Genomic DNA, 23,526 nt, shown 5'->3' on the forward strand with positions numbered 1-23,526 from the left:
CTTCGAATAGAAACCACAAAACATTCAACTACTTGTATGAAATATTTCTACACGACCTTACTTCTATTGGTGTGCTTTGCAGCCTCCTCACAAAACCTTTATTGGATAGGTGGGCCTTCAGGTAACTGGAATAATCCCGCTAACTGGAGTGCTGTTTCAGGCGGCCCTTCGGCAAGTACTGTTCCGGGTACATCGAACTACGCTGTATTCAATACGAATGCAACAGTAACTTTTGATGTAACCAGTACTACTATTACCGGCTTACATATATTAAATGCCAGTAATGTGAAATTGGTTGCCAATGACAACGCAACACTCACCGTAACCAGTACCAATACTTCAGCAGCTGCTACCGGCTTGTATGTTGCAGCCAATGCAGTATTAACCGATTCAATGACGGCATATCCTTCAGGTGTATTTACCCTTCAGTTTGGGAATAATGCCAAAGGAACCGTAGATGGTATGCTGGTAACCACAGGCGACCCGGGTACAGGCCTTTTACCGAATGTCGGTAAAAGCCGTATCGCATTCAATGCTTATGGTGGCAGTAATAACAATGCTTTACTGACTATCAACGGTACTTACAAACAAATGAACAGCGCAGGTGCTACCGGATTAACTGCCAGTCAGATACCTTTCTGGGTGTTTAGTGCGGGCAGTACACACTGGATAAACTCCTTAACCGGTGGAAATATCGGCCCTGCCGTTTATGATAATACATCAACTATTCATATCGGTGGCGATATTAATACGATGCCGGTATTCTCTACTAATCTTGCCAGCGTAGGAAATGTAGTAGTAGACATTGTAAGCTTTGGGGGGCCATCCGTTAATAACCTGGGTTTAGTATTTCCGAATAACTTACCTATTAACGGTAATCTTACTTTCCGCAGAACCGCGAATGCTCCGCTGCTGATTGCGGGTCCTACGGTTTCTAATTCGCTTTTAAGAGTAAACGGTAATTTAGTGATAGAATCACCGGCGCAGGTAGCCATCGGTTCGTATAATGACCATGCTGCTACGTTGGAAGTGGCAGGAAATGTAGTAATGTCGGGCGGTACTTTGTACTTTAGAAAAACGCCTACCACTGCCACTACCTATACTACTCCAACCGTACTAAAAGTATTCGGTAATATTCAACAGACCGACGGTTCAATTACAACCGGAACAGTGAACGTTTCTTCACCAACCGATGAATTATTTGTGGTGGAGATGGCCGGTACTACCGCACAAACGATCAGTGCTACCGGTGGCGATTGGGATAATACACTTAAAAATATAGTTCTTCGTATCAATAATAGCCTCGGTGTTACCACTACAACCAACGTACGTGTATCTAAAGTGAGCTGGAATAGTGCTAATGCTGGAATTATTAATACCAGTACAGCTGCTCCTTTAACGATTTTGAATCCAAGTACTACCGATGCTACCGTAATGAACAATGCCGGCAGCACCGGCTATGTTGACGGACCGGTACGCCGTGTAACGAATACTGTTGCGGCATATGTGTTTCCAACCGGAGATAATGGCGTTTACAGACCATTAATAATATTACCGGAAGATACCAACCCGACAGTTTTCGAAGCTCAATACTGGAATGAAGCTTTTGCTAATCTGAATACTTCACCGATTATGCATGGTATTTCTAATCAGGAATACTGGAGAGCCAGAACAACTTCAGGAACGACCAATGCAAGTGTTCAATTAACATTAAACAATATTGTACCGGGAACAAATCCTACCGACGGTTTAGTAGTAGCCAGTTACAATGGAAGTCAATGGGTATCTGAATATGCAGGAACCGTTTCGAATATGCTGGTGCCGGGTAATGTAGACGAAGGTCAGGTTCAATCTGAATACTCAGCTTTAAACCGTTATTATACATTCGGATTCGGAACTGCAGCAACTTTACCGATTGAGTTGAAAAAATTCAATGTAAGTAAAATAAATAATAATCAGGCTTCAGTGGAGTGGGAAATCACTACTGAAAGTACACCGGTATCATTTGTTGTTGAGCGTTCATTAAACGGTGTTCAGTTTACAGCTATTGCTACTGTAAATGTTACCAGCGCTACTCAATATCAATACATCGATACTGAATTACCTTCAGGTCGTGTATACTACCGTTTGAGAATGATTGATCAGGATGGTTCTGCTACTTACTCAGATATTCAGTCTGTTCAGATCAGTAACAGTGGTGATAAAGTACAGCTGTATCCGACAATATCCAATACACAAACACAGATCAAACTGAATATTTCAAGATCTGCTAAAATCACCCTTGTTGTTTCTGATAACAGCGGAAGAATTGTTCAACGCAATGCTTATTCGGTAAATGCAGGAACACAAATGATTCCGTTAAATGTGTCAACCTGGGCTAATGGAGTTTATTATGTAGTAGTGTTGTATGAAGATGGCACTAGCTCAGCTCCGCAGCGATTTATTAAACAATAATATACATACTGCAAAGAAGAAGCCCCTCAACAACGTTGAGGGGCTTCTTCTTTAATGAATACTCCTCATTAAAGATGAAAATACTAATCAATGAAGTAATTTTTATTGCCCCAGGTAAGCAGTTATTATTTTTTCGCGCATCTTGTTAAGATCAACCGTATTGGTATTAGATAAGATAATCAGGGTAACTCCTTTATCGATCAGGTGAACCCAGTTCGAGTTAAATCCGTATCCATAGCCTTGTCTCTCTGCAAAAAGAGTATTGACGTTTCCGAATTTCTTTTCATAAACCCAGAATCCAAAGGCAACCTCTCCCAGGTGAGGATACGCAGTCAACATCAGATGAACGGTTTCTTTCTTTAAGAGGCGGTGATTAAACAATGCCTGGTCAAAGATCAATAAGTCTTCAGCCGTAGAGTACATGGCACCGGAAGAAAAATAATTATCTATGTAATAATTTGTTGGGGTATAAAAATCGGTAATGCTTGCTTCTTTATTAAAATAGGCATTACTCATGCCGGTCACTATATCTTCATGATGTAAGTAGTTCGTGTTATCCATTTTCAGCGGATCAATGATCTGCTGTTGTAAGACTGCCTGATAAGACTTGCCATAAATTTTCTCTATGATTCTACCCAGTATAATGTAATCTCCATTGTTGTAATTAAATTTTGTTCCCGGAGTTTCGAGCAGTGCTCCGGAGCAATATCGTTGAATAAATGTATCAACAGGCCAGATAGTAGTGTTATAAGCCTCCGCCAGAAAACTGATATCTTTTTGTTCTCGCCCACCACTATATGTCAGAAGATTTCTGATTGTTATTTTATCGGCACCTTCACCCTGGTATTCAGGGTAATACTTTGCTATAGTTGAATCGAGATGAAGTTTACCGTTTTCATACAGCTGCATAATCAGTACAGCTGTAAAGGTTTTGGTAATAGAGAATATTTTGAACCTTGATTTTGCCGAAAAGTTTATAGAGTTGGTACGGTCTGCTAAGCCGGTATATCTGAGATATTCTTTTTTTCCATTTTTAGCGATTAAGATAGTGCCGTTGAAGTTTGCTTTAAGAATAATTGAGTCAACTACTTTTTCAACTTTGCGGAGTTGACCGTACAATAAGTTAGTTGCAATAACAAATACGAACAGAGCTGATAATTTTTTCATGTATCTGAATAAGTAGTGATAAACAAAAAAGCGGTTACATAAGTGTTACCGCTTTTTATATCGTAGAACATCCTGAGGTAAAATATTACAGATTGAATTTTTTCAGAATCTGTTGTACCTCTTTTTTGAACTTTTTAAATTCAACTTCTTCCTGCAGAATGAAAGTATTTTCTTCAAACTTTCCGATAACAGCATCCATAGTAGCCGGGTCTGTATAAACCATTTGGCGGAATGGGCTGGTATAGTCTTTTTCTCTTGACTGATAGATCATTTGATAGATCCATTCTTTAGTAAGAATAGCATTTTGTAAAAGGTTCTTCCAGTCTTCTTTTTTACCTTCCGATAATGAAATACCTGAGATCAGTTTATAAACATGCAGAGCCTGTTGAAGTTTTAATGTGCTATAGTCACGTGCTTCTGCTTCGTAGAAGGCATGTACCTGGTTCCAGCTGTTTACTTTTCCTGTTTCAATAGAATGAAGTAAAGTGTCGAGGTGTTTACCAGGTATTAGTTGTCCGCCCACATTCACCCATTCGCTCAATGGAGCAGAGGCAGGAAGGTGTTTTACCAGTGTTGCAAATTGTTTGTAACCGTATTGCTCAATAAAAGAAATTATTTCTTTTGCTGTATAAAACTCAACCATCTTCCTGTAAAGCTGGTATCCTTTTGCCAGTTTTACAATTCTTGTTTTCCGTTTTGTATTCTCAAATCCGGTTACTTTGATATCCAGAGTATCAATGATCGGGTCGTCGTTTAATAATAATTCCTTTCCTTGTTTGCGAATCGCTTTATCAGTATGTTCTTTAAAGTTGTTTTTAGACTGAAAATAAGCATCTCCCACCCAGTGTTCAATCATCTCAATGGCATTCAGCATTTCGTTGACGGTGTCGGGAGCCAGATAGTTGAACTCAAGCAATTGCTGTTTATTCACACGTTTATCTCTGTCGATATATTTCCAGGAGTTTCTGGCTAATGCATACATGTTATACTGGAACCAATATCCAGGCATAACCGTTAATTCGTTGTTTTTAGCATCATTCGATACTAAACTGAAAGGTAGCGGTATGTTTAGTTCAGAAGAGTAATCTCCTTTTGCCAGAATAGTATAAGAAGCAAAAACGGAATTGTGTTTTATGCTTACGCAGAGTGCAGGCCAGAATCCTCTTCCGGCGATTAATTCACCGTCAGCACTTCTTGAATTGTGGTTAGATCCTAAGGTAGCTCCGGCTGCTATATTACTTTGTCCTTGTATTAAAGAGGCACAGAGAAAAGAGTTGTTATGGTGTTGTTCGTGTGAAGGGAATATTAAAGAGTTTAATACTTCGCAACACGAGATGGTAGAATTATCTCCAAGGTATGAGTTAATCAGGCGTGCTCCGTATTTTAATTGTGAGTGAGAGGCCATAAAAAACCTTACTGCCTTTACACCATAAAAGACTCTGCATCCATAATCAACAATACCGTTTACCAGTTCACAACCTTCACCAACCTGGGTTTGTGAAGTAGCGTTTGAATGAATGGTAACATTCTTGATTTTATTGGCTCCTTTGATATATGCATCGGTGCCAATATTGGTATCTTTGATGATCTTACAGTTTTTGATGACTGTTCTGTCTCCGATTGTACCGTAGTAGCCTCGTTTGTTATCAAACTTTTGTTGAGTAAAGTTTTTGAACTGTTCCATCAGAGTGGTATTACCTCTGTAACGGCTCCACAAAAATGCATCACCGGGTAGCATACCAATAAACGGAAGAATTTTTCTTCCGCCATTCTCATTACACACTTCTAACCAGATTCTGATGTCTTCTTTTTCTCCTTCTTTAATAATGCCGTTTCCGAATTTAGACTTATTGGTAGTAGCAATTTCGTTGGTATTAATTAAGATCACTTCACTGCCAACGATAACGTGAGATAAGAAATTGACATTATCAACTACAACATTGTCGCCAAAATCACAGCTGATAATAGTGCTGTTGTAAAGTCCTACCGGGCGTTTCAGGTTATGAAACTCAAGGTAAAAGGATTCGAGTTTACCGATTCTTACTAAACCGTAAAATTTACAGTTCTGTACCAGTTCAGGGTTAAATGCATCTGATACGAAAATGTTATTCCAGTTGTCGGTTGTATTTCGGTTACGAACGAGTATTTCAATTTCAAAGGCAGTCAGTTGACGGTATTTTATACCATTGTTATTCTGCTCATACCGGATGTAGTATTCATCCTTACCTTCGGGAAGGTAAGGATGTTCTATAAAGTTGTATCCTAAATGATGGATGGGCTGTTTTTGAATAATATTCATTCGTGATATTTATTCAGTAAAATGATTACTCAACGGTAACGCTTTTTGCCAGGTTACGTGGTTTGTCTACGTCGAGGCCTTTAGCTACACCTACATAATAGGCTAACAGTTGAAGTGGAATTACAGAAAGCATAGGAGCTACTGTTTCATCGGCTTCCGGTACTTCGAAGTAATCATCTACCATTTTAGTAATTACATCGTCTCCTTCTGAAACGATCGCAATAACCTTACCTTTTCTTGCTTTAATTTCCTGGATATTGCTCACGATTTTTTCATAGTAAGCGTCTTTGGTAGCAACGAATACTACCGGCAGGTTTTCATCTACTAATGCAATTGGTCCGTGTTTCATTTCTGCCGCCGGATAACCTTCAGCATGTATGTAAGAAATTTCTTTCAGTTTCAGTGCTCCTTCCAGTGCTACCGGAAAGTTTAATCCTCTTCCCAGGAATAAGAAGTCACGGGCATCTTTATATTTTTCAGCCAGTGCTTTCAATTCGTTTGATTTTGCTAAGATGGCTGGTACTTTTTCAGGAATTGCATTTAGCTCCTGCACAAGATGTTTAAATTTGTCGCTGTTGAGAGTGCCTTTTGATTCGGCAATTTTCATTGCTACCATTGTTAGTACTGCTAATTGTGCGGTAAATGCTTTGGTTGAAGCAACGCCGATTTCTGGTCCGGCATGGGTATAGGCGCCGGCATCGGAAATTCTGGCAATTGATGAACCTACCTGATTCACGATACCCAGAATAACGGCTCCCTGTTCTTTTGCCTTTTCAATCGCTACCATTGTATCAGCTGTTTCTCCTGATTGAGAAATAGCAATGATCACATCACCCGGGTGAATGACCGGGTTTCTGTATCTGAATTCAGAAGCATATTCAACTTCAACAGGAATGCGGCATAGGTCTTCTATAATATATTCAGCAACCAAACCTGCGTGCCAGCTGGTTCCGCAGGCCACAATCATAATTCTTTGGGCATTGATCAGTTTATCAATGTTTTTGTCGATGCCAGCCATTCTGATATTGAAATGCTGGGCATCCAGGCGGCCTCTTAAACAATCATGAATAGTATCAGGTTGTTCATTAATTTCTTTCAGCATGAAATGATCATAGCCTCCTTTTTCAATTGCAGCCAGTTCCATGTCGAGCTTCTGAATGAATGGTGTTACTTTTTCATTTCCCAGATTTTTAAGAATCAATTCATCGGCCTTTACGATGGCCAGCTCATAATCATTCACATATACTACTTCTTTAGTGTATTCAATGATAGGAGAGGCATCACTTGCCAGAAAATGTTCACCTTTTCCGATTCCGATTACTAAAGGGCTACCTTTTCTGGCAGCAATTAAAGTATCGGGATTGTCTTTGTCTAATAAAATAATTACATAAGCACCTACCACTCTTTTTAGTGCGATGCGTACTGCTTCTTCTAAAGGACATTGGTTATTTTTCTGAATATCTTCTATAAATTTCAATAATACTTCTGTATCTGTGTCACTCTCAAATTCATAACCTTTTTTAAGTAACTCTCCTTTTAACTGAGTGTAGTTCTCAATGATTCCATTATGAATCATTGCTAATTTACCGTTTGAGGAGCGATGGGGGTGGGCATTCTTATCACAAGGTTCACCGTGTGTGGCCCATCTGGTGTGACCAATTCCGATAGAACCGCTTAAATCCTTACCTATTGTAAACTCTTCCAGCTGAGCTACCTTCCCTTGTTTTTTATATATGTTTAAGTCTTCGTTGAGCAGTGCAATACCCGCACTGTCATAACCTCTGTATTCTAATCTCTTTAAACCTTTAACGATTACGGGATAAGCAGAGCGTTTTCCGATGTAAGCTACTATTCCACACATAGTTATTAATTAAGTTGGCGCAATTTTACGATTTTTTGGCTTGAATATCTAAAAAATGGTGTTATAATCCTCTGCGGTTGCAAAAAAACGCAGAGATAATGATAAACGAAGAGCGGGGCTCTTTATTTTAATTAAAAAGATGCATTTTGTTGTACAAAAAGCATGCAATTAATGCATAAAAAAACCTTGATTATTACTAATAATCAAGGTTTTTTAGTGTTGTTTTATTTTAAACTTTTTTGAGCTTTTATTGTTTGAGCGTTGTTTCAAATAACTTCAGTATACGCTTATACTCGTCCGTCCAGCTGCTCGGTTCAACAAAGCCGTGGTCTTCCATCGGATAAACCGCTAATTCCCAATTATCTTTTCCTAATTCAATCAGTCTCTGACTGAGTCTGACGATATCTTGAAACTGAACGTTCACATCTACCATACCATGACACATCAGTAAATAACCTTTTAAACCTTCAGCAAAGTTAATGGGTGATGACTTAGCATAACTAAGGCTGTCTTTATGAGGTTCGTTTAATATATTGGCAGTATAGCCATGATTGTAATGCGCCCAATCGGTTACTGAGCGTAACGCCGCCCCTGATTTAAAGGTTTCCGGTTCGTTAAACAATGCCATCAGAGTAATAAATCCACCGTATGAACCACCGTAGATACCTATGTTTTTTGCATTAACGCCTTTTTCTTTTACTAACCAGTTGGCTGCGTCCACATGGTCTGACAGGTCTTTCCCTCCCATATGACGGTAAATTCCGGTTCTCCAGTTTCTGCCATAACCTGCACTTCCTCTGTAATCAATGTCTAACACGGTATAACCTAAATCTGCCAATAAGTTATGAAACATATACTCTCTGAAGTATGAGCTCCACCATTTATGCGCATTCTGTAAATAACCTGCTCCGTGTACAAAAATAACAGCCGGTTTAGACGAATGAGCATTTTTCGGAGTATATAATCTACCGTAGATCATCTCTCCGTCATTCGCTTTAATAGTCACTACTTCCGGATCTCTCCATTGGTATGATTTGAAGTCTGCCGTTTGCGCAAGGTGGGTGATCTGTTTTGGAACTGCGCCCGGTTTGTTTTCCTGAATATACAGTTCCCATGGTTTGGTACTGTAAGAATAAGTATAAGCTATCCATTTTTCATCAGGAGAAATACTCGCCTGATGTGCACCGGTCATAGAAGTCAGTTTAGTTTGTTTTCCGGAACTGATCTCTAGTTTATACAGGTGTTGTTCTCCCGGATGTATCTCATTAGTCGTAATGTAAAAATGTTTTTTATCTTTTGATAGCTGAGCATTCAATACTTCATACTTTCCTTGTGTTAAAGGTTTTTTTCGGTTACCGGCTATATCATAAGTGTACAGGTGTGAGTATCCGGTTGTCTCAGACTGGAAGTAGATGGTGTTGTCATCCAGAAATCCGATATGCCTGCCTCCAAAGCCACTGATGCCAGGGCCTGCAATCCATGCCTCATCACGTTGACGGTCTATATTTTTGAAAATGCCGTCTTCAAATAAGACTAACCAACGATCTTTATTATCAACCGATCTGATTTCAATAATTGCTTTGTTACCCTGTGTACTCCAAACAATTGATTGAACATTTACCAATCTGGTAGGAGGCGTTTTTAGGTCTTTAGCATATTTTTCAGGATAATCTTTTACGTAATCGGGCAGCTCTGTAATACCGGGAAGGTCTTTCACCGGAAAAACGATGATAGAATCCAGTTCGGTATTCCAGATATAAAATTCACTGGTAGAAGGAATCGTACCAACTTTAGGGCGGCCATTCAGGTTTGAAACATAACCTGACTCGGTTACATAATCAGGAACCAGTGTGTTTTTGTTAGTAGCCGATTGTGTAAGGCGGTAGCTTACATATTTACCGGTATTGCTAACAGATACGGCACTCAACATTTTTCCCTGAGTTGAAATATTTCTCAGCGTTTCTGCTTTGGGGTATGATTTACGTGCCTCAGCTGTAGCTTCTTTGTTTGCTTTTCTTTCTTGTAACACTTCTGATAATCTAAGTGCATCTTTGCTCACCCACTCTTCCTGTTCGTTTGCTTTTGCTGCATTACCGGTATTCTGACGTGCGGGCATACCCCCTCTTCCGGGTACTTCTACATTCCCACCTGAACTGAAGTTAGTAAGTTGGGTAGTAATGCCGGTGGCTATTTCCCAGCTATACAGATTCTGGCCATATTGATAAGTGATTTTTGTATCGTTATGGGTAAAGCGGATATTAGATACCTGATCTACAATTTGTGTAACAAAGGTTGTTTTACCGCTCTTTTTTTCGCCTAAAACAATATTTCCGTTTTTCAGATAGATGAACTGAGTGCCGGCCTGATTGTATTGAACCTGTTGAGCATTCAGAAAATCCTGACGTTGATATACGTTTGCTTTTTGGGGTTGAAAACTTTTAGTATCTACATAATAAGTAGAATCACCGGGAAAATTTTCTGCATTCCAGGAAAAAGTTAAAAGTCCATTATTAGTCCAGCTTAAACCGGAAGGAGAATAACCGATCCACTTAGGATCTTTCATGATTTTCTCCACAGATAAAGTTGAGGTTTGAGCGAATATTAACTGTGCAGACAAAGTTAATGCGCTTACAAAAAGTAATTTTTTCATGAAGCCGTTGTTTTGCTATAGTGAAATTCATGAAAAAAAGGGACATTACAATAAGATACCTCTTAAAAATATATAGGCGGTTGAAAAATAGATGATCAAACCGGTAACATCTACCAGCGTTGCTACAAATGGGGCTGAAGAAGTGGCAGGGTCAGCTCCCAGTCTTTTTAAAACAATCGGTAACATCGATCCGGAAAGTGTACCCCAGAGCACAACTCCCAGCAATGAGAATCCTATAGTAAATGCAATCGGCAAAGTGTGGTCTCCATAGGTATGAAACACCATATTCCAGCCGATTACTCTAAGAAAACCGATTAATCCCAATACACCACCCAGTAATAAGCCCGATGCCAATTCTCTTTTGAGGATTCGCCACCAGTCATGTAAAGTGATTTCACCTACAGCCATTGCCTGGATAATCAGCGTAGATGCCTGTGATCCGCTATTACCACCGCTCGAAATAATGAGCGGAACAAATAATGCCAGTACAACAGCTTTCGCTATTTCATCTTCAAAATAACCCATGGCAGTAGCGGTCAGCATTTCACCCAGAAATAATACCACCAGCCATACCACTCTCTTTTTAAAGAGTTTCAAAAGTGGCATTTCCAGATAGGGTTCGTTCAATGCTTCGGTACCACCGATTTTCTGCATGTCTTCAGAAAACTCTTCACTGGCTACCCATAAAACGTCATCAATGGTAACGATACCCAGTAATAATCCTTTATCATCAACCACGGGTAATGCCACTCTGTTATTCATTTTGAATATTTCGTTGGCTACCTCCTGGTCGTCGTTTGCATTTAAGGTGATATAGCGGTGATCGATAATTTCACCAACTTTTTTGGTGGGTGAGGTGAGAATAACTTCTCTGATCCGGATATCATCAACAAATTCACCTTTTTCATTAACGATATAAATTACGTCGATGGTTTCGGAGTTTTTACCTTCTTCGCGGATATAGGCCAGTACCTCATCCATGGTCCAGTCTACCTGTACGGCAATATAATCGGGCGTCATCAAACGTCCTACCGAGCCTTCCGGATAGCCAAGCAGGGAAAGCGTGATCTTTCTTTCTTCGGGGTCTAGTAATTTAATGAGCTCCTTTACTACTTCTGAGGGTAGTTCTTCCAGAAATGAAGTACGGTCATCGGCAGGCAGTTCATTGAGTAGTTCAGCGGTTTTAAAAGGCGGTAGTGCCTGAATAATGCTTTTTTGCTCAGTCAGATCCAGAATTTTAAATACACTCGATGCGCGGTGTACGCTCATATGGCTAATGATCTGACTTTCATAGTCAGGCATTTCATGAATCAGTTCGGCTACATCACTGATGTTCTGGTCGTTTAAAAACTCACGAATAGCCAGCACATCTTCCTGCTGCACTAAAACTTCGAATTGCTCCAATAATTGATCAATATGTTGGTCCATTGCCATGTTTCAAAAATACCGGTTTCTTTGAGAAAATTCAAACGCTTGCAATCATAAAATTTAATGTTACTTTGTTTGAGAATATCAGACCAATGATTTATTATAGTTTATATATCGAAAATACCCCCAATATGGGTAGAGGAGTCTACACCAGAGAGACTATTGCTGCCAATACCATCGTAGAAGTATCACCGGTTATTGTAATGAGCCAGGAAGAAAGAAAGTTATTAGATCAAACTACTTTACACGATTACATACACGAATGGGGATATAAGTTGGATCAATGTTGTTTAGCACTGGGATATTGTGCTGTTTATAATCATTCTTATCAATCAAACTGTGAATACGAAATGGATTTTGAAACATCCACCATGACTATAAAAACTGTTCGCCTGATCGAAGAAGGCGAACAGTTGTATGTAAATTATAATGGAAATTGGAATGATACCACACCGTTATGGTTTCCAGCTCAGTAAAGCAGGAGTCAGCGTACCTTTGATTTTTATATCTCCTTTTAATTTTACCTGCAGGCGGAGATCCTTTTCACGGCAGATCAAACCTACCACTTTGATACTTTCGATAGACCCGGTAGAGAAAATACCGGGCATCAGTTCCTGATACATTGTTTTCTCTATAGACTCTTTTTCTTCAGCCATCAGCTTTTTTATATCGATCATTGCCATTCCGCTCACTTCTTTAACAATTGTTTTTTCAATCCATCGGCCGGCTATCTTCAACAGGATATCCTTCGAAGATAAATTCGCTTTCATTTTAGAAAGTTTTAAAACCTGTTGGGCCGTATCGAGTTCCGGTTTTCCGGTAATTTGAATAGATCCGTTTTTGTATCCGCTAAAATCAATCCGGATATCAATATTGTTATTATTCGATTTTAACTGAATATCATTTACAACAAAGGTTTTTCCATCTAAAGTATAAGGTTTATTTCCGATACTGTCTTTTAATATCTTTACCAATGAATCATAAGCATACTGAATATCAAGATATGCATCGATGCCTGCGGGTTCATCATAATTTGTCAGCATCGGTAACTGATAAGAAGACGGGTAATGAAGCGTATCAGAAAAAAAGTAATTACGACCTGTAAAACCCACGCTCAGCAGTAAAGAATCATTTCTGATCTGAAAAGGTGATAAGTTGTAATGCTGTGGTTGAATTACCAGAAAACCGTAATTATCGATACCCAAAGCATGTATTTTCTTCTTTCTCCATTTTTCGAAATAAGGAGATTGGTTAATGTCGGAAACCAGTTGGTCTATCGTTTGTGCATATCCGTTGATACTGCTTTTAATGCTATCCATTATTACTGAAGTAATATCTGTTTGCATGACGGTGATCTCACACTTGTCAATCGGATTTATTTTGGATAAATAAGTTTTTGAATAAACGTGGTGAGAAGGCAGTATTCTGATATCTGAGGCTATTTCAAGGTTTACTCTCCGCAGCGCTTCTCCATCAAAACCACAGCTGCCGGTTACCCAGGGGCCAACCTTTTTGCCTAATACACAGAGTGCTTTACTACCAGCTATCTGATACCTGCCTTGAAACTCCACCTTAATATGATTGTTTTGAGCAGAAACTTTAAAGGGCGATCTGGTAAAACGATATTTATACCTGAAACAATCATCTTCGTCGAAGTTCGGCCATTTATCGCTGGTAAAGTTCGGGTCATTCTCTTTTTCAACAACTGCCAGCAATGGTTTAATGTTTAATGCAATGGGTACACTAAATGTTGAAATCGGTACTGTTTCATAGTGCTCCGGCTTCTCAGGAATAGTTGAAACCGTGCTTTGTGTTTTCTTTGAACTACCGCAGGATATTGCTAATAAACCAACGAGAAAAATGTTAAACCATTTCATAAAATATCTACACATTTTTTTTAAATTACGCCAAAAGTATAAAGATGTCAAAAATCACTGCACTTTATTCTGAAAACCCCGGTAAATCGCAAGAGCAGGTAGAAGTCATCCTTTCAAAAGTTACTATTACCATTATTCAGGGAACTCAGCAGAAGCATTGGTTATTAGAAAATGTTGTATTAAAACCTGAATACGGGCGCTTAGAAGTTCAGCATCCGGCAGAAGGTATTTTAATTATTTCAGACGACAAAGTTATTCAACAAATACAGAAATCGTATCAACTATATAAAAGAACTAATTGGGGTATCCCGGTGGTGTATATGAGTATTGCTCTCAGAATCATCGGCTTTTTTGCGATCATCGGATTAATTATTTACCTGTTTTTCCGAAGTGTGGTACCCTGGATGGGAGAAAAAGCGGCAGAAAGTTTTCCGAAAGAATATGAAATACAGTTGGGAGAAGAAATGTTTGCCGGAATGAAAAGTTCTTTAAAAATTGATACCGCTAAATCTGCTCAATTACAGGCTTTTTATAATGAACTGGGTTTTAAGGTTGACTATCCCGTTCAATTATACTGGGTGGATGAACCCGTGGTGAATGCATTTGCCATTCCGGGTGGAAATGTGGTAGTGTACAGAGGCATTGTTGAAAAAATGCAGCGTGCCGAAGAGTTGGCAGCTTTATTGGCACATGAAGTATCACATATCGCTTTCAAGCATTCATTAAAAGGAATTTTCAGAAAAGCTTCAAATTCTTTATGGTGGATGATTATTACCGGAGGTGATGCAGGTATTGTAGGGGCATTAGCTAATCAGGCTGATATGTTGCAGGGATTGTCGTATGGCAGAGAACTCGAATCGGAAGCTGATAAAAACGGTGTTGTTATGATGTTCAGCTCAGGTATTGATACCCGGGGAATGTTAGATTTGGTAAACATTCTGAAAAGAGAAGAGGGGGATAAACAAGCTGTGAACTTTTTAAGTACCCACCCCATACCTGAAATTCGTATTCAGCAGGTAGAAAAATTGATGCAGGAATATCCTGGGTCTGTAACCGTTAAAAAAGAAACACTCGACAGTTTGTTTAAAACATTCCGACAGTCCTGGTAACCCGTGTCAGAGATATACGACCCCTTCGGGATTGGTGTAGTATAGAATAAATGTATATTTATTTGTCAGCGTGTATAATGACCTCGAAGAGGTCAAACATCTTCGCATAATTAAACCAATATCTCCACCACCTTTTGTTTAATATTTTCGGACATTTTATGAATTGGTAAATCGTTCAGGTCTTTACCAAACGGATCTTCAATTTCTTCTGCGATCAACTCTAAGCTGGCTAAAACATAAAAGATAAAGCCAACTACGGGAATGGCATAATAGCCCAGACTGAATGCAAGTGCTATCGGGAGCGTGGCTACAAAAATTACAATGAATTTTTTCAGAAAAGAACTATATGAATAGGGAATGGGTGTATTCTTTATCCTTTCACAGGCACCACATACATCAGTGAAAGAAGTGATTTCGTTATTTAACAAAATCAGCTGGTCGCCGGTGATTAATTTATCAATATATAATTTATTAACTCTTTGGGTAATTAACCCGGCAATCATATTAGGCTGGTGGTGTGCATCAGAAATACCTGCTAATTCAGGATGTTCTTTCTCATCCAGAGCCAGACGGGTTGATTCTGCATGCAGGTGACGGGCGAGTATAGCCGAATACATCGGAATCAGTTTCGCAAAGTACTTGCGGTTAACCTGATCATCAGGTACTAAAAAAGCATTCAGTTTTATTGCCAGATTACGGCTTACATTTACAAGTGTTCCCCAATGTTTACGGCCTTCCCACCATCTGTCGTAAGCAGTATTGGTACGAAATACCAGTAACATGGAAATAGCAAAGCTCAATAGCGTATGCATCTGATTCAGATTCTTGAGATATTGCGACTCAGATGCTCTGATATAATGAAACTCAAGATAGGCAATACCCCAGGTTAGAAAACAGATTAATAATATCAGTGGCCAGAGCTTCTGTAAAGTATCATTTCTGTCAAATCTGAAAATTGTACCTAACCAATCTTTCGTATTATACGCTAACATATAAATGTGTTAAAATGAATTAGCTATTCCGCAGGTATGGTAAAACGAGTCATCCCGAAAGGCGGAGTAGCTTAACCGGACAAAGATAAAAAAGCCCCCAGATGTTTAATCTCCGGGGGCGGGGTATTTTAAAATTTTAATGCAGGTGGGTGTCAATCCTGCCTATAAACTATTTTGCAAAAGAAGCACGAATAACATTCAACGCACCACCTGCTTTGAACCACTCGATTTGTTGTTCATTGTAAGTGTGGTTTAAAATCACTTCGTCTTTGGTACCGTCTTCATGATTCAGAACCATGGTGATTGTACTTCCGGGAGCAAATTGATTTAAGCCATTGATGTCAATGCGGTCATTTTCCTGAATTTTATCATAATCTTCTTTGTTAGCAAAAGTTAATGCTAACATACCTTGTTTTTTAAGGTTGGTTTCGTGGATACGGGCGAAACTACGTACAATGATTGCTCTGACTCCTAAATGTCGAGGCTCCATTGCAGCGTGTTCGCGGCTTGAACCTTCACCATAGTTTTCGTCTCCTACTACCACAGAACCGATACCGGCAGCTTTATAAGAACGCTGTGTGGCAGGTACTGCTCCATAATCACCGGTTAACTGGTTTTTCACCGTATCTGTTTTATCATTGAAGTAGTTTACTGCGCCGATCAGCATGTTGTTGGATATATTATCGAGGTGGCCGCGGAACTTTAACCAGGGGCCGGCCATTGAAATATGGTCGGTCGTACATTTCCCTTTGGCTTTGATTAATAATTTCAAGCCTTTCAGGTCGGTACCTTCCCATGCAGTAAATGGTTCTAATAGTTGAAGACGTTGAGAATCAGGACTCACTTGTACCTGAACGTTGCTACCGTCAGCTGCGGGAGCCTGGTAACCGGCATCTTCTACTGCGAAACCTGTTGGTGGTAATTCAACACCTGTAGGTTCATCTAACATTACTTCTTTACCGTCTTCATTGATCAACTTGTCGGTTAACGGGTTGAATGTTAAGTCACCGGCGATCGCAAAAGCCGTAACGATTTCAGGAGAAGCAACAAATGCGTGTGTAGAAGCCAAACCATCATTCCGTTTTGCGAAGTTACGGTTGAACGAAGTGATGATAGAGTTCTTACGATTAGGGTCATCAATGTGACGCGCCCATTGGCCGATGCAGGGTCCGCAGGCATTGGCTAAAACAATGCCACCTATTTTATCGAAAGTATTTAAGAAACCGTCTTTTTCAATTGTATATCTTACTAATTCTGAACCCGGAGTAATTGTGAACTCTGCTTTCGCTTTTAAGTTCTTGTCTACTGCCTGTTGCGCTAAGGAAGCGGAACGGCTGATATCTTCGTAAGAAGAGTTGGTACAAGATCCGATTAAAGCAACTTCCAGACGTTCAGGCCAGTTATTTTCTTTAACAGCTTGTGCGAATTTAGAAATAGGCCATGCAAGGTCCGGAGTGAATGGTCCGTTAACGTGCGGTTCTAATTGACTTAAATCGATCTCAATTAACTGATCGTAATATAATTCAGGGTTTGCATATACTTCAGCATCAGGACGTAAGTAGTCTTTTACGCCATCTGCCAATGCTGCTACCTCAGTTCTTTCGGTAGCTTTCAGGTAAGCTGCCATTCTTTCGTCATAGGCGAAAAGTGAGCAGGTTGCACCGATTTCAGCTCCCATATTACAAATGGTACCCTTACCGGTTGCACTTAAAGTATCTGCACCTTCACCAAAATATTCTACGATTGCACCAGTACCACCTTTTACGGTTAAAATACCAGCCACTTTTAAGATAACGTCTTTAGCTGAAGTCCAACCATTCATTCTACCAGTTAACTTCACGCCGATTAATTTAGGCATTTTCAATTCCCATGGAAGGCCGGCCATTACGTCAACGGCATCAGCACCACCCACACCGATTGCTACCATTCCCAAACCGCCGGCATTGGGCGTGTGAGAGTCGGTACCAATCATCATACCGCCGGGAAAGGCATAATTTTCCAACACCACCTGGTGAATGATACCTGCACCAGGCTTCCAGAAGCCAATACCATATTTGTTAGAGATAGACGCCAGGAAGTCATATACCTCTTTGTTTGTATCTAACGCATTTTGTAAGTCTGTAACTGCACCTGTTTTTGCTTGAATTAAGTGGTCGCAGTGTACTGTTGAAGGTACGGCCACTTTTGCTCTTCCACAGGTCATAAACTGTAATAATGCCATCTGTGCGGTAGCGTCTTGCATCGCTACACGGTCAGGTGCAAAATCTACATAATCTTTACCACGAACATATGCCTGTGCCGGCGGATTAAAAAGGTGGGAGTACAAAATCTTTTCTGCCAGCGTCAGCGGTTTACCAGTTAATTTTCGGGCAGCATCCACTTTTCCCGGCATTTCCGCATACACTTTCTTAATTAATTCCAGATCAAAAACCATGATAATAATTTTAGATTTTTTTTCTATATGATTACCAACACCCTGTGGGCATTGTGGAGTGACTTTTTCAGAGTAGTGTAAATTTACCTAAAAAACTGCTTACAGATATAACCAAACACTACTTGATTTTGTTTTAATTTTTTTTAAATTAGTAGTATGAACCGATTTCGTAACTTTATTGAATGGCAAGTTTTTGGTGTTTGCACCAAAATTGGTGATAAACTGGGTATTGCTACATCGCGTATCAGAACCTGGTTTGTTTACATATCACTCCTGACTATGGGTTCACCTTTGATTATTTATTTTATTCTGGCATTTTGGTTGGATATGAAACGATCTATCCAGTCTAAAAGGCGCAATCCCATCTACTACGAGTGAAATTTTTGCTAAAATTTAGTTCTGACCCGTTAACGGTCTTTTAACCATTCTTACTGGTACAATTTTTTCAGGCACTACAAAAAACATTTAACATAGTGTTCCAGTTTGATATTAGCCACACACGATACGAACAGATGGTCAAAGATATGGCCAGCCAATTGAATGTTCCGATCGTTGACAACCGGTTTACCTTCCCTGAGGAGGTAGCAGACGGATACAGCATGTATCTGAATCTCCCCAACGGGTTGCAGGTGCATATCTTTGATATTAAGTTTAATCAAGACTGGAGGTATGCCCGGCATAAAAATGAAACAGAGTTTTATACATTGCGTTTTGATGAATTGGTTATTCCCGATTCTATGATCATCACCATCGATGACGAAAAAATCAGAGAAACCAATACAAGCCGAAATATAGCCTATCTCACTTCTTCTTTGTTCGATTGGTCATACATGGGTACGAAAGGCAGCCATTGCAAAGGTGTTCACATCTTATTTGATAAAGAATTTTTACGAAAATATCTTGATCTGAGTAAGGTGGAGGATGTACTCACTACATATATTTCACTCAGAGTAGAGAACTTTACGATTATGCCATTAGACTCGAAGTTTAAGAGATGGATGGATTCAATCTATGAAACTGAACCGTCTAATCATATGTATATGACTATCATCACTAACCGAATTATGCTGCTGGGAGAACGGTTCTTTACTTTGATCTACGAAAAGATGAAAAATCCTGCTTTCAGAGTACCGCTTTCGCAGGAAGATATTGACCGTGTAATGCGTGTAGAACATATTCTTACGAAAGATATCTTTCAACCTGCCCCTTCCATTCAGCAACTGGCTAAAATGGTGGCTATCAGCGAATCAAAATTGAAGAAAGATTTTAAAGTGATGTATGGTGCACCCATCTACGAGTATTATCAACGCACCAGAATGCAGGCCGCTCAGGATAAATTGTTAACAGGACGATTTTCTGTAAAAGAAGTTGCCATGGAACTGGGCTATTCTAACTTAAGTAACTTTACCATAGCGTTTAAAAAAGAGTTTGGTATCCTGCCCAGCCAGCTTTTAGCTACCTTATAATCAATTTTATACGAAATCATTTCGTATAAGATTTACCGTATATGGATAAATTTTGAGCGCAAACGGTTGCATTATATTTCCGTATTAGACTACTTTTACTTTAAGGGCACTACGATAACCTTTATAGTCCCGTTTTTAATCCAACAGCTACATGATGCACACATGAGGGTTTAAAAAAGTACTTATGTAGCATTCCTTGAAAACAACTTACCCCTCCTTCCCATTAGGGATGGAGGGGTATTTTTATATTAAATGGTGCCACACCGACCACTATGCTATAAACTAACTACTGCTTTTCTGAGTTTCACCAATTGTTCTAATAACCCTTCCAGTAAATCAAGGCGTAACATATTCGCACCATCACTCAACGCACGGGCAGGATCAGGGTGTGTTTCTATGAATAAACCATTTGCACCAGCAGCAATTGCTGCTTTTGCAATAGTTCCGATAAGTTCAGGATTTCCGCCGGTTATACCTGAAGTCTGATTTGGTTGCTGCAAACTGTGTGTACAGTCCATTACCACAGGCACACCATGTGCCTGCATCCATGGAATATTGCGATAGTCAACTACCAGATCCTGATAACCGAAAGTAGTTCCACGCTCAGTCAGAATAATATTTTCATTACCCGCATTTTGTATTTTTTCTACGGCAAATTTCATAGAAGGGCCGCTTAAAAACTGTCCTTTCTTAACATTCACAATTTTGCCGGTTTCAGCAGCTGCAATCAATAAATCCGTCTGACGGCATAAAAAAGCCGGTATCTGAAGGATATCAATATATTTTGCCGCTAATGCACATTCATCGTGCGCATGTACATCGGATGTAACGGGTAAATTAAATTTATCCCCGGTAGCTCTTAACAATTGTAAAGCTTTTTCATCACCAATACCGGTAAATGAACTTAAACTCGTACGGTTGGCTTTGCGATAAGATGCCTTAAAAACATAAGGAATTTCCAGACGCCTGCAAATGCCGGATACCTTCTCCGCCACTTCCAGTAAAAGCGCTTCACTTTCTACTACACAGGGGCCAGCTATTAAAAAAAAATTGTCGGGATCGTATGATTGATTCGAAAATAAGGATTGTAATGTCTTGTTCATAACTCAAAGATACAGCGATTTCTGAGCATTAAAAGTGTAGAAAATGATAATCCTGTACTTTTTAGTACACCCTATCCTTAGAAGATACGAAAAATTTTCGATATATTTATAATGTGTGAAAAATACACATTAACTAAAACTTGCTATATGAAAAAGCTGATTCTCCTATGGAAAAGCTTGTTCCTGCTTTTCTTTGCGTTTAACCTCCAGGCGCAAAATCCCTGGAATGGTAAAGTTGTTTTACAAGGTTTCTGGTGGGATTACTGGAACAGTAATTATCCTAATGCCTGGGCTAATTATCTGACCGACCTGGCTCCCCGGTTAAGAGATCTGGGAATTGATGGGGTCTGGATTCCGCCCACTGTTAAAAATGGTTCTACCAATAGTAATGGCTATTCTCCTTTCGATCATTATGATCTCGGCGATAAGTACCAGAAAGGTTCGCTCAGAACCCGGGTGGGTACAAAAGATGAATTGTTGCGTCTGGTAGCTGTAATGCATGCCAATGGAATTGATGTGATTCAGGATATTGTTTTAAATCATATTGATAATGCAGGTTCCAATACCGGCGATGGTGGAAGTGATCCGGGTGCCAGTAACGGCGACGGTAACTCTTATAAGAATTTCAGGTATGTTTCCTTTTTAACGCCGGCCAGTAGTGAAAGCAGCAGCAATTACCTGGCGCGTAGCGGACGTTGGCCTAAAAACTGGCCGAATTTCCATGGAAATTCAGCACATAATTGTACCAGCGGTGACTGGTGTCAGGCGTTTTTCGGACCGGATATCTGTTATTATGAAGGCGCTTTCGGCTCTTCATCCAATGCTACTTTTAATCCTTCTCAAACGTCTAACTATATGCGTAATCAGGCACGCGACTGGATGATCTGGTTTAAGAAACAAACCGGTATGGACGGATTCAGGTTTGATGCCGTAAAACATTTTCCTCATTGGGCACTGCAGGATTTTATCTGGAATCTGAAATATAATGCAGGTTGGGCAAACGGCGGTGCTCAGATGATGGCGATCGGAGAATATGTTGGTAGTAAAACACAACTCGACGGCTGGATTAATGACGTACGTTACAGTAATGGAAGTTCTGATGATCTGGTAGGAACTTTTGATTTTAGTTTACGTCAGGAAATTAAAAATATGGTTAGTGGTGGCGGTGCTTATAATCTTTCTAATATTCCCGGCAGCCAGCAATCGAATCGCTACCGCACGATGCCTTTTGTGAATAATCATGATACCTTTCGCCCCTTAAAAGATGCCAACGGTAATTATACCGGCTGGGATACCGGTAATGAATTAGGAGGAGGCCATATCGACCCGTTTGATATTCGCCTGGAAGCTGCCTACGCTATCGCTTTTGCAGTGGACGGATCTCCCCAAGTGTTTTTTGAAGATCTTTTTGATATCGGTGGAACCGGAAAAAGATATTCGCATAGCCCTACTTCGCTGGCGAACTTACCGGTCAGAGACGGAGTTGCTAATATCATATGGTGTCATCAGAAATTGAATTTTAAAAAAGGTTCTTACAAAGTACGCCATCAGGCAAATGACCTGTTGATTATTGAAAGAGGATACAATGCCGGTCCTGAAAACTCTTATGCCATCATCGGTATTAATGACAACTGGAATACCTGGCAGTCTGCCACCATTCAAACTGACTTTGGTGCGAATGTAAGATTGCATGATTATTCCGGTGCAAATGCCAGTGATATATGGACGGATGCGACTGGTAAGGCTACTATCTGGGTTCCTCCTGTGGATGGTACCAATATCAGAAGAGGTTATTCGATCTGGGGGCCTGCAGGTATTTCGGGAGGTTTTTCTCCTGTACAAAGAAGTACTACACAGGAGTGGGAGATGGCGAATGACCTTGGTGATAATCATGCCAGTTCATTGCAACAGGGGGGAGCACTTCCGGCTGCATCTACCACGCAACGATATGTAGGAAAAGTTTTTGCAGAAGCCGGCAAATCAATCGTGGTAAACTTGTATCCGGCCGCCCCTGCCCATTCATTGAATGTTCAGCTTTACAATAATGGCGGTAGCAGCGTTGCAACACAAACCGGAACAGGAACGCTTACACTGACTTATACTCCTGCGGTAACCGGTTTTTACCAGATAAGGGTGAGAAATAACAGTACCGCTAACCCGGCTCAGAACGTTTGGGTGAAAGCTACCTATACAGCACCGCGCGTGATCAGTACCGCCAGCTATCCTGCAAGAATGGTTACTTCTACTGAGACGGAAACAAAAGAATCCGCCATTGTAAGTGACCTGGTAGTATTTCCATCACCGGTGGTGCAGCAAACTACTGTACAATTCGGCCTCAGCGAATCAATACGTATTCAATTAGTGGTGATCAATGCATCGGGGCAAACAGTGGCTCAGATTGCAGATCAGCGCTTTGATGCGGGCTTGCATAAAATAGTGTGGAATGCCCAGGATATTCCGGCCGGAACTTATTACATACAGTTAAAATCTGAACAAGGACAACAAATTTACAAAATAGTAAAAACGTTATAGCGTTACGATCTTCTGCTGCTGTTCGTGATTAAAATCGCGAACAGCAGCAGAATTAAATAAGAGATTATCAGTAAACCGCTATGATAGCAGTAGCAGGATTCTCTGCATTTTTGGGGAAGCTGTTCTTTGAATCTGCTTTTTTCTTTCCTTTGCA

Annotated in this window: 15 protein-coding genes; 6 read left to right on the top strand and 9 right to left on the bottom strand. The window is 40.0% G+C overall.

All coding sequences use genetic code 11. The features are described from left to right. Positions 1–36 precede the first annotated feature (36 nt). Complete coding sequence (locus tag D9O48_RS03730; protein ID WP_126970693.1) at positions 37–2,454, top strand: T9SS type A sorting domain-containing protein; 2,418 nt, start codon at positions 37–39, stop codon at positions 2,452–2,454. A gap of 102 nt (positions 2,455–2,556) precedes the next feature. Here D9O48_RS03730 and D9O48_RS03735 read toward each other — a convergent pair whose 3' ends face one another. The 5 genes from D9O48_RS03735 to mgtE form a co-directional block, all read right to left on the bottom strand. After that, positions 2,557–3,621: a serine hydrolase domain-containing protein gene (locus D9O48_RS03735; protein WP_126970695.1), complete on the bottom strand. Its 1,065-nt coding sequence runs from the start codon at positions 3,619–3,621 to the stop codon at positions 2,557–2,559. 85 nt (positions 3,622–3,706) lie between these two features. After that, positions 3,707–5,920, bottom strand: a complete 2,214-nt coding sequence (locus D9O48_RS03740) for a DUF4954 family protein (RefSeq protein ID WP_126970697.1) — start codon at positions 5,918–5,920, stop codon at positions 3,707–3,709. Between the two features lie 25 nt (positions 5,921–5,945). Further along, positions 5,946–7,781, bottom strand: a complete 1,836-nt coding sequence (glmS, locus tag D9O48_RS03745; RefSeq protein WP_126970699.1) for a glutamine--fructose-6-phosphate transaminase (isomerizing) — start codon at positions 7,779–7,781, stop codon at positions 5,946–5,948. A 247-nt stretch (positions 7,782–8,028) separates the two neighbouring features. After that, the gene (locus D9O48_RS03750; RefSeq protein WP_126970701.1) at positions 8,029–10,431 is read right to left on the bottom strand and encodes a S9 family peptidase; all 2,403 of its coding nucleotides are present in this window, start codon (positions 10,429–10,431) and stop codon (positions 8,029–8,031) included. 45 nt (positions 10,432–10,476) lie between these two features. Further along, a complete protein-coding gene (mgtE, locus tag D9O48_RS03755) occupies positions 10,477–11,859 on the bottom strand; it encodes a magnesium transporter (RefSeq protein ID WP_233589170.1) in 1,383 nt (460 codons plus the stop codon). Positions 11,860–11,951: 92 nt separating this feature from the next. Between mgtE and D9O48_RS03760 the strand changes: the two genes are divergently transcribed. After that, the gene (locus tag D9O48_RS03760) at positions 11,952–12,335 is read left to right on the top strand and encodes an SET domain-containing protein (protein WP_126970705.1); all 384 of its coding nucleotides are present in this window, start codon (positions 11,952–11,954) and stop codon (positions 12,333–12,335) included. Here D9O48_RS03760 and D9O48_RS03765 read toward each other — a convergent pair. Next, entirely contained in the window at positions 12,315–13,736 is a 1,422-nt protein-coding gene (locus D9O48_RS03765; RefSeq protein ID WP_158624806.1) for a DUF4403 family protein, read from the bottom strand. The two genes, D9O48_RS03760 and D9O48_RS03765, sit on opposite strands and share 21 nt — an antisense overlap. A gap of 44 nt (positions 13,737–13,780) precedes the next feature. Between D9O48_RS03765 and D9O48_RS03770 the strand changes: the two genes are divergently transcribed. Next, positions 13,781–14,845, top strand: a complete 1,065-nt coding sequence (locus D9O48_RS03770; RefSeq protein ID WP_126970709.1) for a M48 family metallopeptidase — start codon at positions 13,781–13,783, stop codon at positions 14,843–14,845. 110 nt (positions 14,846–14,955) lie between these two features. On the opposite strand, the gene D9O48_RS03775 is transcribed toward D9O48_RS03770, so the two are convergent. Together D9O48_RS03775 and D9O48_RS03780 are read right to left on the bottom strand one after the other, a co-directional pair. Further along, positions 14,956–15,837 (bottom strand): bestrophin family protein, encoded by an 882-nt coding sequence (locus tag D9O48_RS03775; protein WP_126970711.1) that lies wholly within the window; start codon positions 15,835–15,837, stop codon positions 14,956–14,958. 169 nt (positions 15,838–16,006) lie between these two features. Beyond that, positions 16,007–18,271 (bottom strand): aconitate hydratase, encoded by a 2,265-nt coding sequence (locus D9O48_RS03780; RefSeq protein ID WP_126970713.1) that lies wholly within the window; start codon positions 18,269–18,271, stop codon positions 16,007–16,009. A gap of 156 nt (positions 18,272–18,427) precedes the next feature. On the opposite strand from D9O48_RS03780, the gene D9O48_RS03785 reads away from it, so the two are divergent. Further along, a complete protein-coding gene (locus D9O48_RS03785; RefSeq protein WP_126970715.1) occupies positions 18,428–18,649 on the top strand; it encodes a PspC domain-containing protein in 222 nt (73 codons plus the stop codon). Positions 18,650–18,744: 95 nt separating this feature from the next. Next, positions 18,745–19,737 (top strand): helix-turn-helix transcriptional regulator, encoded by a 993-nt coding sequence (locus D9O48_RS03790; RefSeq protein ID WP_126970717.1) that lies wholly within the window; start codon positions 18,745–18,747, stop codon positions 19,735–19,737. Between the two features lie 275 nt (positions 19,738–20,012). Here D9O48_RS03790 and kdsA read toward each other — a convergent pair whose 3' ends face one another. After that, on the bottom strand, positions 20,013–20,840 hold the full coding sequence (gene kdsA / locus D9O48_RS03795) for a 3-deoxy-8-phosphooctulonate synthase (protein ID WP_126970719.1): 828 nt from the start codon (positions 20,838–20,840) through the stop codon (positions 20,013–20,015). A gap of 147 nt (positions 20,841–20,987) precedes the next feature. Here kdsA and D9O48_RS03800 point away from each other — a divergent pair, with 147 nt between their 5' ends. Next, complete coding sequence (locus D9O48_RS03800; RefSeq protein ID WP_158624807.1) at positions 20,988–23,372, top strand: alpha-amylase domain-containing protein; 2,385 nt, start codon at positions 20,988–20,990, stop codon at positions 23,370–23,372. Positions 23,373–23,526 lie beyond the last annotated feature (154 nt).

Origin of the sequence: Gynurincola endophyticus, assembly GCF_003991195.1 — a bacterium.
GTDB classification, from domain to species: Bacteria; Bacteroidota; Bacteroidia; order Chitinophagales; family Chitinophagaceae; genus Gynurincola; species Gynurincola endophyticus.